This window comes from Enterocloster citroniae, from assembly GCF_040545455.1.
GTDB lineage: Bacteria > Bacillota > Clostridia > Lachnospirales > Lachnospiraceae > Enterocloster > Enterocloster citroniae.
In genome coordinates this window covers 184,136-201,357 of the sequence record NZ_JBEPLZ010000005.1, presented here as the reverse complement: position 1 = coordinate 201,357, position 17,222 = coordinate 184,136, and the positions used below count along the sequence as shown (strand labels likewise).

At 50.6% G+C, this 17,222-nt stretch carries 15 protein-coding genes; 12 read left to right on the top strand and 3 right to left on the bottom strand.

Features of this window, described 5'->3' with window-relative positions:
* Positions 1 to 42: 42 nt before the first annotated feature.
* From sdaAA to ABID13_RS08675, 3 genes are read right to left on the bottom strand one after another with little or no spacing between them, the layout of a single operon-like run.
* Positions 43 to 978: an L-serine ammonia-lyase, iron-sulfur-dependent, subunit alpha gene (gene sdaAA / locus ABID13_RS08685; protein WP_045093046.1), complete on the bottom strand. Its 936-nt coding sequence runs from the start codon at positions 976 to 978 to the stop codon at positions 43 to 45.
* Positions 979 to 1,000: 22 nt separating this feature from the next.
* The gene (gene sdaAB, locus ABID13_RS08680; protein WP_007861983.1) at positions 1,001 to 1,660 is read right to left on the bottom strand and encodes an L-serine ammonia-lyase, iron-sulfur-dependent subunit beta; all 660 of its coding nucleotides are present in this window, start codon (positions 1,658 to 1,660) and stop codon (positions 1,001 to 1,003) included.
* A gap of 16 nt (positions 1,661 to 1,676) precedes the next feature.
* On the bottom strand, positions 1,677 to 2,456 hold the full coding sequence (locus tag ABID13_RS08675; RefSeq protein WP_007861982.1) for a DeoR/GlpR family DNA-binding transcription regulator: 780 nt from the start codon (positions 2,454 to 2,456) through the stop codon (positions 1,677 to 1,679).
* Between the two features lie 406 nt (positions 2,457 to 2,862).
* Here ABID13_RS08675 and ABID13_RS08670 point away from each other — a divergent pair, with 406 nt between their 5' ends.
* From ABID13_RS08670 to ABID13_RS08615, 12 genes are all read left to right on the top strand, one after another.
* The gene (locus ABID13_RS08670) at positions 2,863 to 4,167 is read left to right on the top strand and encodes an MFS transporter (protein WP_007861981.1); all 1,305 of its coding nucleotides are present in this window, start codon (positions 2,863 to 2,865) and stop codon (positions 4,165 to 4,167) included.
* A 61-nt stretch (positions 4,168 to 4,228) separates the two neighbouring features.
* Positions 4,229 to 5,218 carry a PHP domain-containing protein gene (locus tag ABID13_RS08665; protein ID WP_007861979.1) on the top strand — a complete coding sequence of 330 codons (990 nt, stop codon included), beginning with the start codon at positions 4,229 to 4,231 and terminating at the stop codon, positions 5,216 to 5,218.
* A 119-nt stretch (positions 5,219 to 5,337) separates the two neighbouring features.
* Positions 5,338 to 6,675: an alanine/glycine:cation symporter family protein gene (locus ABID13_RS08660; protein WP_048929103.1), complete on the top strand. Its 1,338-nt coding sequence runs from the start codon at positions 5,338 to 5,340 to the stop codon at positions 6,673 to 6,675.
* Between the two features lie 407 nt (positions 6,676 to 7,082).
* A complete protein-coding gene (locus ABID13_RS08655; RefSeq protein WP_053095338.1) occupies positions 7,083 to 8,120 on the top strand; it encodes a hypothetical protein in 1,038 nt (345 codons plus the stop codon).
* A 107-nt stretch (positions 8,121 to 8,227) separates the two neighbouring features.
* Positions 8,228 to 9,061 carry a purine-nucleoside phosphorylase gene (locus ABID13_RS08650; RefSeq protein WP_048929102.1) on the top strand — a complete coding sequence of 278 codons (834 nt, stop codon included), beginning with the start codon at positions 8,228 to 8,230 and terminating at the stop codon, positions 9,059 to 9,061.
* Between the two features lie 163 nt (positions 9,062 to 9,224).
* The gene (locus tag ABID13_RS08645; protein WP_048929101.1) at positions 9,225 to 10,061 is read left to right on the top strand and encodes a hypothetical protein; all 837 of its coding nucleotides are present in this window, start codon (positions 9,225 to 9,227) and stop codon (positions 10,059 to 10,061) included.
* A 266-nt stretch (positions 10,062 to 10,327) separates the two neighbouring features.
* The gene (gene clpB, locus ABID13_RS08640) at positions 10,328 to 12,919 is read left to right on the top strand and encodes an ATP-dependent chaperone ClpB (RefSeq protein ID WP_040416153.1); all 2,592 of its coding nucleotides are present in this window, start codon (positions 10,328 to 10,330) and stop codon (positions 12,917 to 12,919) included.
* A 302-nt stretch (positions 12,920 to 13,221) separates the two neighbouring features.
* Positions 13,222 to 13,401, top strand: a complete 180-nt coding sequence (locus tag ABID13_RS08635; protein ID WP_082082625.1) for a DUF4250 domain-containing protein — start codon at positions 13,222 to 13,224, stop codon at positions 13,399 to 13,401.
* Positions 13,402 to 13,496: 95 nt separating this feature from the next.
* Positions 13,497 to 14,687, top strand: coding sequence for a type II secretion system F family protein (locus ABID13_RS08630; RefSeq protein WP_048929100.1), 1,191 nt, complete (start codon positions 13,497 to 13,499; stop codon positions 14,685 to 14,687).
* Between the two features lie 43 nt (positions 14,688 to 14,730).
* The gene (locus ABID13_RS08625; RefSeq protein WP_048929099.1) at positions 14,731 to 16,242 is read left to right on the top strand and encodes a type IV pilus biogenesis protein PilM; all 1,512 of its coding nucleotides are present in this window, start codon (positions 14,731 to 14,733) and stop codon (positions 16,240 to 16,242) included.
* A complete protein-coding gene (locus ABID13_RS08620; RefSeq protein ID WP_048929098.1) occupies positions 16,229 to 16,864 on the top strand; it encodes a hypothetical protein in 636 nt (211 codons plus the stop codon). The genes ABID13_RS08625 and ABID13_RS08620 overlap by 14 nt, the downstream gene beginning before the upstream one ends.
* Complete coding sequence (locus ABID13_RS08615) at positions 16,848 to 17,222, top strand: type IV pilus modification PilV family protein (RefSeq protein WP_007861965.1); 375 nt, start codon at positions 16,848 to 16,850, stop codon at positions 17,220 to 17,222. Before ABID13_RS08620 ends, ABID13_RS08615 begins: the two co-directional genes overlap by 17 nt.

Here is a 17,222-nt window from a genome sequence, read left to right as displayed (position 1 = left end):
CCGGCGGCATTGTACATGGGTTTTTATGAAAAATGCTGCTTATTATGAGGAACATCCACCGCAGCTGCCGCATCCCTGTCCCGGTTCCCTGGCAGTGCCAAAAACCTGCTCATGAAGCCGTCTTCCGGTGGGGGTGGCTGCCAGGCCTCCCTCTGCGGTTTCCTTTAGGGTAGAGGACATGGCATCCCCCACCTTTTTCATGGTCCATATGACTTCATCTGCCGGGATAGCGCTTTCAATCCCTGCCAGTGCCAGCTCTGCTGCCACAAACGCCCCGGCCACACCGGAGGCATTGCGCTTGATGCAGGGAATTTCCACCAGTCCTGCCACGGGATCGCATACCAGCCCCAGGATATTCTTGATGGCAATGGCAATGGCGTTTTCCACCATACCGGGGGTACCGCCTGCCAGTTCCACAATGGCGGCCGCAGCCATGGCAGCCGCGGAACCGCACTCAGCCTGACATCCGCCCTGGGCGCCTGCCAGGGAGGCATTGTTGGCAATGACCATACCAACGGCTGATGCGGTAAAAAGGGACATGACACAGTCCCGTTCCGAGAATCCCTTCTCCTCCTGCATGGTGAGCAGGGCGGCAGGGAGGATGCCGCAGCTGCCGGCCGTGGGAGCCGCCACAATGCGGCCCATGGCTGCATTTAACTCAGAAACCGCCAGGGCACGGTAAAGGGCGCCGGAGAGAAAGGAGCCTGTAAGGCTTTTTCCGCTCTCAGATATTTGGCGCATTTTGTAAGCGCTGCCTCCGGTAAGCCCGCTGGTGCTCCGCAGATCCTGTTTGCATCCCGGCTCAATACAGTCCGCCATGACCTGGTAATTTTTCCGCATCTGTTCATATATATGTTCCTCGGGCAGCTCCATCTGCTGGGCCTGCTGCTTTAAGACCAGGACGGAGATGGGAAGTCCGCTGCGGAGGGCTGCGGCTGTCAGGGAAGCGACAGAGGAGTAATTAAAATCAAGTTCCATAATAGATCCTTCCTTCTTATGATTATATGGGCTGCAGCATGGTGCTGGAGAAAATATTGGGCAGTATCTTTATCCTTTCATTGAGTTCAGGTCCAAAACTGCCATCGATCTCAATGGTCATAACAGCCTCCCCGCCCTTTTGCTGCCTGGACAAACGGAAATTGCAGATATTGACTCCCGCGTCAGCCATCACCTCAGTTACCGCAGCAATGGTGCCTGGGGCGTCCCTGTGGAGAACAATGAGGGTGGTGTGCTGTCCGGTGATGGATACCTCCATTCCATTGACTTCCTTCACGAGTATGTTGCCGCCGCCGATACTGCTGCCCAAAAGGGATACGGTTTTTCCTGACGCGTCCGTCAGGGTCACTTTGGCTGTGTTGGGATGGGCGCCGTCAATATCACCGGTAGTGATCGTTACCTCAAGTCCCTGTTTCCTGGCCAGCTCCGGAGCCATGCGGATCCGGCTGTCGTCTGTGGCCATGCCCATGATCCCGGCAATCAGTGCCTTGTCTGTTCCATGGCCCTTATATGTTTTGGCAAAGGAACCGTGGAGAAAAATGTCCGCTTTTACCGCTGGCGCCCCCAAAAGCGCCAGCGTGATCTTTCCGATCCTGGCAGCCCCCGCTGTGTGGGAACTGGATGGGCCGATCATAACAGGCCCCAGAATATCGAATACATTCATGGTATTTTACCTTTCGTCATGTAATTATAAGATTTGCCCCGGTTTCCCTGATCCGGCTTTCCAGTTCAGGTGATATGCCTGAGTCGGTCACAATGGTATCCACCTCATCAAAGGGGCATATTTTTAAAAGGCTGGCTTTGCCGAATTTGGAAGAGTCAGCAAGGACAATGGTCCGGCTGGCACAGCGGTGCATCTGATTCTGGATCCGTATCTCGCTGAGCCGCTGGTCCGTGCACCCGATCGCCGGGTCGATTCCCGTAACTGTCATGAACATGATGTCAATGTGGATGCTCTCCAGTGTGGAGGAAAAATCATTTACCAGGGTATACTCGTCCCTGTTTAGGATCCCTCCTGTCAGGATGATGGTAATGCCGGGATTCTCAGCCAGGATCAGGGCATTCTGAATGGAATTGGTCACCACCGAAAGATTGCGGAACCGTTCCCTAAGTTCAAGGGCCATCATCTGGCTGGTACTCCCATAGTCCAGAGCAATGACCTGTCCCTCGCCCACCAGTGCGGCGGCCCTTGCAGTGATGGCCGCTTTCTGTTCCAAATTCTGGGAATTACGGATCTGAAAGGAAATGTAGCCTCCTGGAATGTCCGGAGACTTCCCTGTTTCCAATGGCACGGCGCCGCCATGGACCCTGGACAGGCGGCCCTGGTTGTCCAGATATTCCAGATCCTTCCGTATGGTTTCCGATGAAACATTCATTAGTTTTACCAGTTCTGCGGTATGTACGATTCCATCTTTATCTAAAAGCTCCATTATCTTATTATAGCGCTGTTTAGCCAGCATAAATGCTTGCCCTCCCCTCTTTCTTAGCGTACCTTCGGAAACTACCGGAGCACACCTTAATATTGCTGATTCATTTTCTTATTATACCCCGGATTCCCAATTTGGAAAAGCCAAAAACACAATCATTTCCAGAAATATCCCAAGAAGAAACCTGTTTTGACGGAACTGCCAGGTTGTGAAAAAATGCGTTTATAGGGGGATGAATTCATTATAACCAACATAATCACAAGTTTATAGATGCAAAATGCACAAAAAACCAACAAAAAATTTGTTATAATTGCGAAAAAATTTGATATTATTGCGAATCTGCTTGAAAACCCAATTAAAAGCAGATATACTATGTTCGTAACGAGGTATTTGGTTGAGCTCGTGATATTTTACAGGGAATGAAAGGAGATTAATTGATATGAGTAATGAAACAAGGGCAAAGATAGTAAAAGCAGCTCCCAACCGCTGGCTGGTATTCTGTATCCTCACACTTTCAGGAGGAATCGCATTTAAGCTTTCATCAATGAAGGATATGTTCTATGTGCCCATGCAGCAGTTTATGGGGCTTAGCAACACCCAGATCGGCGGAGCCCTGAGTGCCTACGGTATTGTCCAGACCATTGGTCTGATTGCAGGAATTTATATCTGTGACATGTTCAGCAAGAAATATATGATAGGAGGATCCCTCATAGGACTCGGTGCTGTGGGCGTGTATCTCTCCACTTTCCCGGGGTACTGGGGCTTTTTGGCCGCATTTGGAGTCATGGCTATTTTGGGGGAGGTTACATACTGGCCGGTGCTGTTAAAAGCCATCCGTCTGTTAGGGGATGAAAAGACCCAGGGACGTATGTTCGGTTTTCTGGAAATGGGCCGCGGCATTGTGGACGTAATCATAGCATCCACGGCTCTTGCAATCTTTAAGGCAATGGGCGAGGGCGCAGCTGCACTGAGAGGCGGACTGTTGTTCTTGTCAGCTGTCACGGCAGCAGCGGGTGTCCTGTGTCTGATCTTTGTTCCCAATGACGAAAAAAGGGTGGATGAATCCGGCAAGGAAGTCAACAAGGCACAGGCCGCGTTCGGCGGCATGATGCAGGCGTTAAAGAGCGTGGATATCTGGGCAGTTTCATTAAATGGCTTTACTGTATACTGTATTTACTGCGGACTTACCTATTTCATTCCTTTTTTAAACCAAATTTACTTCCTTCCCGCAACTGCGGTGGGGATGTATGGTATAATAAACCAGTACGGTCTTAAGATGGTGGGGGGACCCATAGGCGGTTTTATGTCCGACAAGGTCCACAAATCTTCCGCCAAGCACATCCGTGCAGGATTTGTAGTATGTATTATTGCCATGGTCCTGTTCCTTATGGTGCCTCACGAGGCATTGGGAAAGAGCGGAAGCTGGATCCTGGGAGCGGCATGTACCCTTGGATTTGGAGCAATTGTCTTTACCATGCGCGCCGTGTTCTTTGCCCCCATGGATGAGGTTAGGGTCCCAAAGGAGATTACAGGAGCGGCTATGAGCCTTGCATCCCTGGTCATCTATCTTCCCAATGCGTTCGCTTATGTAATGTATGGCAGCTTTCTTGACAGATATCCGGGAATGGCCGGATTCAGGATCGTTTTTATGGTCATGATCGGATGGGCTGTGGTAGGCGTGGGGGTATCCACGTTCCTGATCCACCGCATTAAGAAATGTCAGGCAGGGGCCGGGACGGAGTGATCATGACCGGCCGGGCAGTGTTGTAATCAGGAATGTTCATCAGGGAAAGGACGGTATCAAAATGAAGGAATATCACGGCTTTAAAAATTGTGGAAACTGGTATAAGGGAAATATCCACAGCCATACCACTGTATCGGACGGAATGCTTACGCCGGAGCAGTCGGTAACGCTTTACAGGGATAACGGATACCATTTCATGTGCTTTTCAGAGCACGATATATTTACGGATTTCAGGGAACAGTTTAACACGGAAACATTTATCATCCTGCCCGCGGTGGAGAGCAGTGTGATCCTCTACCGGGCCAAGGGCACGAATGAGAGATATAAGGTACACCATCTCCACGGTATTCTGGGAACCCAGGCCATGCAGGACGCAGCTCCTCTGGGAACATACGGACATATGCAGTACATTCCGCCCATGAAGTTTTTTGGGGAGTGGACCGGCGCCCAGGCAGCCCAGGAGGCGGCGGATATGCTGAGGGACCATGGATGCGTTACCACCTACAACCATCCGATCTGGAGCCGGGTCACGGAGGAGGAGTTTATCCATACGGAGGGCATCAGCGCCCTGGAAATATTTAACTATAATACGGTCCAGGAATCCAATACAGGATATGATGTGACCTACTGGGACAGAATGCTGCGCATGGGCAGGCGTGTCAATGCGTTTGCCAGCGATGACAATCACAATGAGGGGCTTTTCGAGGACTCCTGCGGGGGCTGGATCTGTGTCCAGGCGCCGGACCTGAACCATGACAGCATTGTGCAGAACTTTATGGAGGGAAACTACTATTCCTCATCCGGGCCTGAGATCTATGACTGGGGCGTGAAGGACGGGAAGGTATGGATTGACACATCCGGTGTGAACCATGTAAATTTTGTATGTGGAAATATTATCAACGATGGAACCACGGTTTTAGGTGAGCGTTTTAAGGATACCCTGAACCACAGTGAGTACACCCTGAAAGGCCATGAAACCTATATACGGGTGGAGGCAGTGGACAAATACGGCCGCACTGCATGGACGAACCCCATTTACCTGGAATGGTAAATGCTGGCACTCTCAGAGTCTCCACGGCACCCATCTTTGCAGTGACAAAAAATCATCCCGCAAATCTGAGTACCAGGAGATTACAAGAGTACACTGAGACATAGAGGAGGAGAGGAAGAATGAAAGAGTTTCAGGCGATTCTGACAACCTTTGACGACTGGCTGTGGGGCAACTGGCTGTTATTCGTGCTTTTGGGTGTGGGTCTTCTTTATACCATCATGACCGGAGGCATCCAGGTCAGGCGTTTTGGCTATATCATTAAGAAGACCATCTGGGAGCCGATCCGTTCAAAAGATAAGGAATCCAAAGAGTCAGGAACCATTTCTTCTTTTCAGGCTCTGTGTACGGCCATTGCATCCTGCGTGGGAAGCGGGAATATCGTGGGCGTGTCCACAGCCGTGCTTGCAGGAGGAATGGGAGCGATCTTTTGGATGTGGGTGGCTGCTTTTGTGGGAATGGCTACCAAGTACGGCGAGATCATCCTGGGCATGCTTTACCGGGAAAAAAATGAAGAGGGCAACTATGTGGGCGGCCCCATGTACTACATAAAGAAGGGACTCCGTCTTCCCTGGCTGGCCACTCTCTGCGCATTCTTTATGGTGACCCAAATCATTGGAGGAAACTTTATCCAGTCCAACACCATAAGCGGTGTTATGAAGGAAAATTTCGGCGTTCCCTATCTGACCACCGGTATTGTGCTTGTACTGCTTATTTTCATCATTACCCTGGGCGGATTAAAGCGCCTGGCCCATGTGGCCCAGACCCTGGTCCCGTCCATGGCGGTTATCTATGTGGTGGGAGGCATGTGCATTATCCTGGCCAATATTACCAAGGTGCCGGGGGTATTTGCGGATATATTTGCCGGCGCCTTCGGCATGCGCGCCATGGCGGGAGGCGCCATGGGAGCCATGCTTGTGGCCATGCAAAAAGGTGTCGCACGTGGGCTCTATTCCAACGAGGCAGGTGAGGGATCTGCTCCTGTGATCCATTCAGCCGCCCAGGTAAACCATCCTGTAGAGCAGGGGATCACAGGCGTGGCCGAGGTATTTCTGGATACCTTTGTCATCTGTACCATTACGGGGCTGATTCTGGGGGTCACTGGCGTTCTGGATTCCGGTGCGCCGGGCAATGTGCTTGCCATCAACGCATTTGCCAGTGTATGGGAACCCCTGCGCTATGTGGTGGCATTGTGCCTTTTGCTGTTTTCATCCACCACCCTGATGAGCCAGTGGTATTTTGGATTTGTGGGCCTGAACTACATATTCGGGGCAGGGGTGGCAGGCAAGTTTAAGTATGTATTCCCCTGTTTCTGTATTGTGGGCGCGCTGGCTGAGATTGAACTTGTATGGGTCATCCAGGACATTGCCTTGGGCCTTCTCACTATTCCCAACCTGATTGCAATGGTGGTGCTGGCCCCTCAGGTCAGGAAGGCCACAAAGGAGTATTTTTCCAAATAAAATGTAAATATATGAGAGATATAAATAGATAGAGACAGATGGAAAAAGCGGTGCCGGACTGATATGGTACCGCTTTTTCCTTTTTGGTGTAGCTTGTCCACCGAGGGTATTGATCTTATATGCAGGGATATGGCATGTAAACTTGGGTCATGTAAACTTGACAGGCAAACACCAATTCAGCCTTGCATATTGGCTTCAGGTTATGTATAATATGAGCACAGGTGATTCGTTCAGACACCTGTCTGTGCATTGGCGCAGAGACGCGGTTTCTTTCTGAGACCTGCGGATTTCCCATTAACAATGTATGCCACGGATCCCGTACCTTGATAATTTCATAGGATTTGCAGTCTGTCATTTCCTGAGAAAAGGATGACAATGTAATTTGAATATACCAAGGAGGGATGGTTATGACAAAAGAAAGAGGAAATAGCCGGAAAGGCCGGAACATAAAAGGAGCAGCCTGGAAGGGAAACGTCTGGAAGAAAGAAATCTGGAAGTACCTGTTTATGATCCTGCTGTGTCTTACGGCAAATGTAACATCAGTCTATGCACGGCCCGGAGCAGTTCAGGAACCGGGTACGGATGACCTTTTGTATCTTACAAGAAAACTGGAGCAGGCAGAGGTTCCGGAAACGCCGGAGGAAACGTACTGGGACAGAAAGGGAAACCAATTTGAGCTGGAGCGGTATGAAGTAAAGGAGATCCCGGAACACATGGCGGACCGCCACATGGAAAAGCAGGTGGTTTATCCGGCAGTGGAAGGTGCAGAGGGGTTTCCTCAGTCAATTGGGGTACAGGAGGAGCTGTCAGGCGGACCGGCTGACGGCGAACTCTTTATACGGGACGCCAGGATTACAAAGGAAGAATGGCAGGACGGATTTGAGGCGCCTGTCCTGTTCCACGCATATGGGGCGGATGAGTATCAGGCGGGGTCCATGGTGATAGACGGAAGCGATGTACTGGCCTCCGCTGTAAGCGCGCAGGAAGAAATTCTGGGCATAATGGGGCTGAGCGCCGGTGAATACAGGATCCTGTCCATGGAATGGGCGGGAGAACCCTTTGAGGATGACGAGGGGCAGATGTGCAGGCAGGCCATGGCCAGGGGACAGAAGCTGGTGAGGGATTATGAGGTCACCTACGAAGGTACGGTATCATTAAAGGAGCCGGTATCTTATGAACTGGAAATGGTCTACCGGCCGGTCCGCCCCTCTCAGATATGGGTGGATGAGGAACAGCCGGATGTATATGAGCCGGATCAGGGACCGGGCACTGCGCGGCCTTCCCGGGAGAGTCCGCTGTGGTACTGGGTGCGCAGCGGTTTTGTGATCACGGTGGGAGCCGGCCTTGTGGGCATTGGGGTGGGAATCCTTATCTTGTCCGCAGGATGGCTTAAGAAAAGGAGGAGGGAAAGACAGGAGCGGTGTCTGCCTGAGATTCATGGTTGAGGCAGCGGCCGGGTCTATGATATACTTTAACTGACACCCTAAGTGGATTTAGGGCGTGTGAGCCCTTTGTGCACGGAGGGTACAGATTGATGAGAAGGAGAACAGACATGACAAATCCGGTATATGAAAAATTAATGAACTGTTATGACAGTGTAAAGGACAGGCTTCCCTTTAAACCAAAGGTGGCTTTGGTGCTGGGGTCAGGACTTGGGGATTTTGCGGAACAGGTGGAGGTGGAAGACACCATTGACTATCATGACATACAGGGGTTCCCGGTGTCCACAGTGCCCGGACACAAGGGGCGTTTTGTATTTGCCCATATCAATGGGGTTCCTGCGGTGATGATGCAGGGCCGGGTGCACTACTATGAAGGATATCCCATGACCGATGTGGTGCTTCCCATCCGCCTGATGAAACTGATGGGTGCCCAGATCCTGTTTCTGACCAATGCGGCCGGGGGAGTGAATTTTGACTTTGCGGCCGGGGATTTTATGCTGATCAAGGACCAGATATCCTGCTTTGTACCATCCCCCCTGATCGGAGCCAATCTGGATGAGCTGGGGCCAAGGTTTGCGGACATGAGCCATATCTATGATGAAGACCTGATAACTATGATCAGGGACACGGCACGTGAGCTGGATATTCAACTTAAGGAAGGTGTCTATGTGCAGCTCACAGGTCCTGCCTATGAAAGCCCCCAGGAGGTGAAGATGTGCAGGGTCCTGGGAGGTGACGCTGTGGGAATGAGTACCGCGTGCGAGGCAGTGGCTGCCAATCACATGGGAATGAGAATATGCGGGATTTCCTGTATTTCCAACCTGGCCTGCGGAATGACGGATGTCCCTCTGTCCCATGAGGAGGTCCAGGAAACCTCGGACAGGGTAGCGCCTCTGTTCAAAAAGCTGGTATGGGAGTCCATTGGAAGAATGGGGATTTCTTAATTGTTTAGGAAAAATTAAAGAAAAAGACATAGTAAAATAGTGTTTTTCGTAGTAATATGTATCGTGAACGCGGCGGGGGCATTAACATGTATGGGATAACCCGTTTTCCGCCTCCAGCGTTTAAATGCAGCATGTGTCAGCAATAGAAAAGAGGAGATCCATTATGAAAAAACACTATTTAACGATCGCAGTCATGGCCCTGGCCCTGGGGATGACAGCGTGTTCTTCAAAGACAAATGAGACCACAGCACCAACTACAACACAAGCCCAGACAACAGAAGCCGCCACAGCATCCGCCGAGGCTGAAGATGACCTGGAAGAGGATTACTTCTATGGTTTTGTTGGCGAGGTAAATGATAAGATCATAACCGTTGCAGAGGGTGAGGACAAAGCAGTAAAGTTTGATATTACAGACGCCGAGATCACAGGAGCGGACGCCATTGGTGTGGGTGACGAGGTAGAGGTAACGTTTAACGGTGAGATGTCACAGGATGTCACCAAGGCAAAATCCGTTGAGATCATTACATCCGCTGCTGAGGAAGCAGAGGCAGAAGCTGCCGCAGAGAACGATGAGATCATAAGCGGGACCATTGAGAAGGCCGATGACAAGACAGTGACTCTGAAAACAGAGGACGGTATTTATACATTTAACGCCCTGATCGCCCAGAAGGTGACTAAGGGAGGCATCAAGGCAGGCGTGAACGCTGATGTGACATTCTACGGAGATCTGGAGGACGAGGAAGATAAGCCGGTTGCAACAAAGATCGTGACCGAAGATGCCAAAGACACGCCGGATGCCAAGGTGAATGCCCTGACAGGCAAGGTTGCGGAAGTAAAATCTGACTACGTGGTACTGGATACAGTGGATCCTGAAAATACCCTGTTTACATTCCTGGGAACCGAAGGAATGTTTGACGGAGTGAAGGTAGGGGATACGGCTACTGTGACCTATGAGGGCACACTTACGGATAAAGCAATTAGGGCTACCGGAGTAAAGTAAATAAAAGGACATAGATTGAAGATCGGCCTTTGCGGGAAGCAGAGGCCGGTTTTTTGACTTTTTACCCGCCCCCTCATTTTTAAAAAAAATTAGCACTCGACCCTTGACAGTGCTAACAACATGTGTTATAGTACGACTAGAACAAAGAAAACCGCAGCACAATTCCGATTTCCATCCGTTCCGGAAGATACGTATCCTATGAACAAGATTATGAGGTTATGATACATACTTCTATGGCGGAGGAGACAGAGAAAGGGGAATGGGCGATGAATATTAATAAATTTACGCAAAAATCAATGGAAGCAGTGCAGAACTGCGAAAAGCTGGCATATGAGTATGGAAACCAGCAGATCGATCAGCAGCACCTGCTCTACAGTCTGCTGACCCTGGATGACAGTCTGATCCTTAAACTGATCACCAAGATGGGGATCCAGGGCGATATGTTTACCAATGAAGCGAAACAGGCGGTTGAACGCCTTACAAAAGTAAGCGGAGGCGGGCAGCTGTACATCAGCAATGACCTGAATAAGGTTCTGATCAATGGCGAGGATGAAGCCAAGGCCATGGGCGATGAGTATGTGTCAGTGGAGCATTTATTCTTATCCCTTCTCAAGCATTCCAACAAGGATATTAAGGCGCTGTTTAAGCTTTATAATATTACAAGGGAAACATTCCTGCAGGCTCTGTCCACGGTCAGGGGCAACCAGAGAGTGGTGACGGATAATCCGGAAGCCACCTATGATACCCTCCAGAAGTATGGTTACGATCTGGTGGAGCGGGCCAGGGATCAGAAGCTGGATCCTGTGATCGGCCGTGACGGTGAGATCAGGAACGTGGTCCGCATCCTGTCCCGTAAGACAAAGAATAACCCTGTATTGATCGGTGAGCCCGGCGTTGGCAAGACTGCTGTTGTGGAAGGCCTGGCCCAGCGTATCGTGCGGGGGGATGTGCCTGACGGGTTAAAGGATAAGAAGCTGTTTGCCCTGGATATGGGGGCTTTGGTGGCAGGCGCCAAGTACAGGGGTGAATTTGAGGAACGTCTGAAGGCAGTGCTGGAGGAAGTGAAAAAAAGCGATGGGCAGATCATCCTGTTTATCGATGAACTCCATACCATTGTGGGTGCAGGTAAGACAGAGGGCTCCATGGATGCAGGCAATATGTTAAAGCCAATGCTGGCAAGAGGGGAACTTCACTGTATCGGCGCCACTACATTGAATGAGTACAGACAGTATATTGAAAAGGATGCGGCCCTGGAACGCAGGTTCCAGCCCGTACTGGTGGATGAGCCATCGGTGGAGGATACCATTTCCATCTTAAGGGGACTTAAGGAGAGGTATGAAGTATTCCACGGCGTGAAGATCACAGACTCCGCCCTGGTCAGCGCAGCTACATTGTCAGACCGCTATATCTCAGACCGTTTCCTTCCGGATAAGGCCATTGACCTTGTGGATGAGGCCTGTGCCATGATCAAGACGGAGTTGGATACCATGCCGGCTGAGCTGGATGAGATGTCCAGGAAGATCATGCAGATGGAGATCGAGGAGGCGGCCCTTAAGAAAGAGACTGACCGGCTGAGCCGGGACCGTCTGGCCGACCTGCAGAAGGAACTGGCGGAACTCCATGATGAGTTTGCGGCAAAAAAGGCCCAGTGGGAGAATGAGAAGGCAAGTGTGGACCGCCTTTCCTCCCTCAGGGAAGAGATAGAAGCAGTGAACCGGGATATTCAGGATGCCAAGCAGCGTTATGACCTGAACAAGGCGGCGGAGCTGCAGTATGGCAGGCTGCCGCAGCTTCAGAAGGAGCTGGAGGCAGAGGAGGAACGGGTCAAGAAGGAGGATCTGAGCCTTGTCCACGAGAGTGTGACCGAGGATGAGATTGCCAGGATCGTGTCCAGATGGACCGGCGTACCGGTGTCGAAACTAACAGAGAGTGAAAGAAGCAAGACCCTGCATCTGGATGAGGTTCTTCACAAACGTGTGGTGGGCCAGGATGAGGGCGTACAAAAGGTCACGGAGTCTATCATCCGTTCCAAGGCCGGGATCAAGGATCCCACAAAGCCCATTGGCTCATTCCTGTTCCTGGGCCCCACAGGCGTAGGCAAGACGGAATTGGCCAAGGCATTGGCGGAAGCACTGTTTGATGACGAGTCCAACATGGTCCGTATTGATATGAGTGAATACATGGAAAAGCATTCCGTGGCGCGTCTGATCGGCGCACCTCCAGGATATGTGGGTTATGACGAGGGCGGCCAGCTGACAGAGGCCGTACGCCGCAAGCCATACAGCGTGGTGCTGTTTGATGAGGTGGAGAAGGCCCACCCGGATGTATTCAATGTACTGCTCCAGGTCCTGGATGACGGACGTATTACGGATTCCCAGGGCAGGACAGTGGACTTTAAGAATACGATCATTATACTCACCTCCAATATTGGATCCCAGTACCTGCTGGAGGGAATTGACAGCCAGGGGCGGATCAGGCCCGAGGCAGAGGCAGCGGTCATGAACGACCTGAGGGCCCACTTCCGTCCTGAGTTCCTGAACAGGCTGGATGAGATGATCCTGTTCAAACCTCTGACCAGAGAAAATATCAGCCGTATTGTGGATCTGTGTGTGGCTGATCTGAATAAACGCCTGTCCGACAGGAACCTTACCATTGAACTTACGGACAGTGCAAAGGAGTTTATCACCGAGCGCGGCTATGATCCCGTGTATGGTGCCCGTCCCCTGAAACGGTATCTCCAGAAACATGTGGAGACACTGGCCGCTAAGATCATTCTGGGCGATGGAGTAAGGGAAGGCAATACCATTGTAGTTGATGTGGCTGAGGATGGCAGCAGACTGATCGCCTATGTGGAATAGGATTAAATACAACAGAGCAGAAGAGTAGGTAAAACCACAGGGTTTTTGTATGAAACCCTGTGGTTTTTACATATATTTACTAATGCAAGGATAGGATTACATAAATATTCTTATAAAATATTATCTGAATACTTCTAATAATGAAATTTAATTCCAACAACTTACAAATCGCGGTAAAAAAACGAGAAAATACCCCAAAATAATGTTGAAAACGTTACTTGCAGGTGATATAATCGTTTCGGCTGAAATGAAATTCACCGTTTGGTTCTGGACTATAACAGATTAAAAGGCAGGTAAAACATGTGAACACCCTTCCAAAAGATCCTATTATATTATTAAGTTATGTTAATACACAGCTCCGTGACAATTATAATTCTCTGGAAGAGATGTGCCAGGCGCTGGATACGGATCAATCGAATATTATATCTGTGTTGTCAGGCATTGGTTATCGCTATGAGCCGGCTCAGAATTGTTTCCGTTAATCAATTATATATCGGGGTAAAATGCCGGCTTTGTCTGATCCATTCAGATGAGGCCGGCTTTTAGTCGTGAGCAAATATAAAAGGGGGTGTTTCCTGTGCCGCGTTACAGATATAAGGCAAAGAACTTGGATGGAAAGGTCTTTAAGGGAGTTATGGAGGCGGCGGATGAGGATGCCCTCCTTAAAGGCCTGCGGTTTAAGGGGCTTTACTGTATGGATTATCATTCCATGGAGTCGGGGACAAAACTTCGCCCGGTAAAGCTGAAGGGGAAGATGCTTCCTCCTCTGTGCAGACAGTTAGCGGCCATGTTGGCCGCAGGGGTTCCTCTTTCCAGAGCCCTGGCTGTCAGCTATGAGTCCTCCCAGGACCGGACGGTGAAAGAAACTTTGATTAAATTAAGGGAAAGTGTCCATAAAGGGCGGACCCTTTATGAAGCCATGGAGGAGATGCCGGGAGCATTTCCCAAGCTATTGGTCTATATGGTTCAGACAGGTGAAGCCAGTGGGACGCTGGATCATATGCTTGAAAGGATGGCTGAGTATTATGACCGCGAGGAAGAACTGAATGGTAAGGTGCGTACGGCTATGACATACCCTGTCATCCTGTTTTGCATCACGGTGATTGCTTCGGTCTTTATGCTGACAACGGTATTGCCCCAGTTTGCTTCCATGATGGAGGAACAGGAGCTTCCCTGGATTACACGTTTGATGATGGGAGTAAGTATCAGCTTGAGAAACTACGGATTGTATTATATGATATTGATAATGGTTTTTATTGCCCTGTCTATGGGAGTTCTTATGATTCCTTCTGTCCGGTTAAAGGCTGACCGGGCTATCCTCCATATTCCGGTTATTGGTAAACTATTGAGAACAGTTGAGACCTCGCGCTTTGCGTCCACCTTTGCGGTGCTGTATGGAAGCGGTGTTGGGATTTTGGATGCCATCCATGCTTCAGGGCGTGTCATTGGCAATACATATGTGGAGAAATGTCTGGAACGGGCAGCGGAGAACATGAAAAGGGGAGAAATGCTTTCCCAGGTACTGAAGGAACTGGATGTTTTTCATCCGATCCTGATATCCATGGTGGTGGCAGGTGAAGAATCAGGAGCTTTGGATACCGTATTGTCTGAGGCAGGCGGTTATTATCAGCGGGAGGCCGGCAGAGCCTTGGGACAGATGGTTGCCCTTTTAGAACCGGTGATGATCCTGTTTATGGCATTGATTGTTGGCTCCATTGTCATGGCTGTGATGATACCTGTCTTTAATATGTATTCTTCGATGCTGTAAGAGGAAAATGACGTCCATGCGTAAGGCGGAACGGAGACTTAGGATGAAACATTATATATGTGTGGAAGAACATGAGATTACATATGTCTGCGGAACATACAGGAAACCGGGCCGTGACCCGGGCCGTGGAAGGATCGTGGTACAGGATGCCCGGAGTGTGTCCGCGGACGCAGACATGAAGGGCGTATTCATGTGCCTGGCAAAAGCGCACGACCTGGCGGGAAGAAAGGTTAACCTGGTGCTGGGACGTGACCTTTCCTATATGAAAGTGCTGCTTCCCAAGTCCGGGGACCGGGCATTGAGGCGTATGGCCGGAAATGAGCTTGTCGCAGAGGGAAAATGCAAAGCGGACTGCCTGGCTGCAGTGGATATCCAGAGGGGATTTGGAGAACGCCATATTCCTGTTATGGTCTATTATATGGAAAAGGAAAAGCTGGATGTATACACAGATGCCATGGAACAGGCCGGGATCCTTCATGGATCCACTTTTCTGGTGCCTGACTGTGCCGCGGCGGCAGCCCAGATCCTGTGTAAAACGCGCAATAGTATATTGATCGATGTGGAAAAGGAGGGGATGGGCCTGTATGCAGTATCAAGCGGCCACTGTCTGGCATGGCGGAGTACTCCCTTAAAAGCCGGCAGATTTTGTGAGCGGAACGCCCGGAAACTTTTGTATGAGGAAATAGCGGAACAGGCGGAACAGATCCGGCGCCAGGTTGAAACGGATTTCGGATCATTCGGACCTGAACGTATTGTACTGGCCGGAAACTGCCTTTCAGACATGAAAGAGGCAATTGCCTTTATGGAACAACATTTTAAACTTCCATGCACATGTGCGGATTTTAAAGTGTCGGTGGAACCGGATGTCAGGGCACTTCGCCGCAATATGGAGGTGAATGTGGATCCGGAGTCCGTCAGTCCCGGTGCCCTGGCCGCGATCGTGGCCCAAAGCAGGCGGGCTCCCGGGATCTTGAGATTAAAAGCGATCCGGGACGGGGAGGGGGACGGCTTGTTCAGGGGATTATCCAGGATAATGTCCAGGGGATTTGCCCTGTTCCTCCTTGCAAATGCAGCAGTGGCTGCGGGAATCTTTGTTTATATACAGGCGCTCAGTCATCAGACATATCAGGATATGGTGAGCCTTCGCGGGGACATGAATGCCACGGAGTACAGGGAGCGCTACCAGAAGATACAGAATCTGGACAGCCGTATGGTGGAGGAGGCCGCCCGCAGGAATGCGGCGGAGATAGCCAGGAAGGCTGCATCCAGCTATCTGAGAAAAGAGCATTTTGAGGCATTTACAGAGGCCATGGAGCCGGACATGCAGGTGGGATCCGTGGTTTACGAGCGCGGTCACGCCTCTTATCTGGAAATGGTCATCTCCCATAATGATCCGGCCCAAGTACCCGCTTATGTGGAACAAGTGAGATCCTCCGGCATATTCAGGGAGGTAAGCCACACCTTGTGGGAGAAACGGGAGGATGTGGACGGCTGGCGTGTCTATGCATCGATCAGGGGTGTCCTGGAGCAGGGAGGTCAGAATGAGATTCAGTAAAAGGGAACGTTTCCTCATAGGTATTTTGATACTTGTACTCCTGTGGACCATGGCCTTTAAACTCCTGATCGGACCCGAATATGAAAAACTGATCCGGACCAGGGAGGATCTGCTGGAACTGGAGGGAGAAAAGGACAGGATGGACCTGTATTTGGAACAGTTCGCTGACTTAGAGGAAAGGCTTAAGGAACAGGACGGTGAGGAGGATGATGAATTCTTTTACCATGACATAGACGATGCGTTTATGGACCGCCATCTCCAGGAAATTGCCAAACGCTCCGGCGTGGAGATCGTGAGGATGAGTATCAACGGCCCTCTTCCCATGGATGAGGAAACAGAGAAGGTGGGCACATGGGCAGCCGATCATATGATGATGGAAACCGTTATTACCATGGAAGTCAACTGTCCCGGAGTGGAACAGGTTAAAAATTTTGTGGATGAGGTTTATGAGGAGCCGGCAAGCCTTTTTATCAGTTACATTGATCTGAAGGAAAAGGACGGGGAGGCGGATGGCAGGACAGCCAGCCCCAGTGAGAACAGTCAGACGGAGAACAGTCAGGCGGGGAGCAGCGTCTTGAGCGGTATGGTGGAGGTCAGATATTATTATGAAGAAACGGAATAGAAAACGTGGCCGGGAAGGGTTTACGCTGATCGAGGTGATTGCATCCACCGCACTTTTGATGGTTACAGCTACAGGATTCCTTATGATGACAGGGGCCAATACAGGTCTTCTGGCAAAGGAGCACAGACTGGACCAGTCCAATTACAGGCTCAGCGCCATGGCGGAAGAAGGATTGGGAGAAGCCACAGGTGCGGAGCTGGTGGTGGAGTTTTCCATGGAAGGGGACTCCGGCTATCCGGATGCAGGGGCTGAGGAAATATTTTATCAGTACAGTGTCAGGGAGGACGAAGGCAGGGATGAGGAATTTGGGGACTGTTCGGGCCCTGGGTATTCAATTATAGTATATAGGCACAGGTAG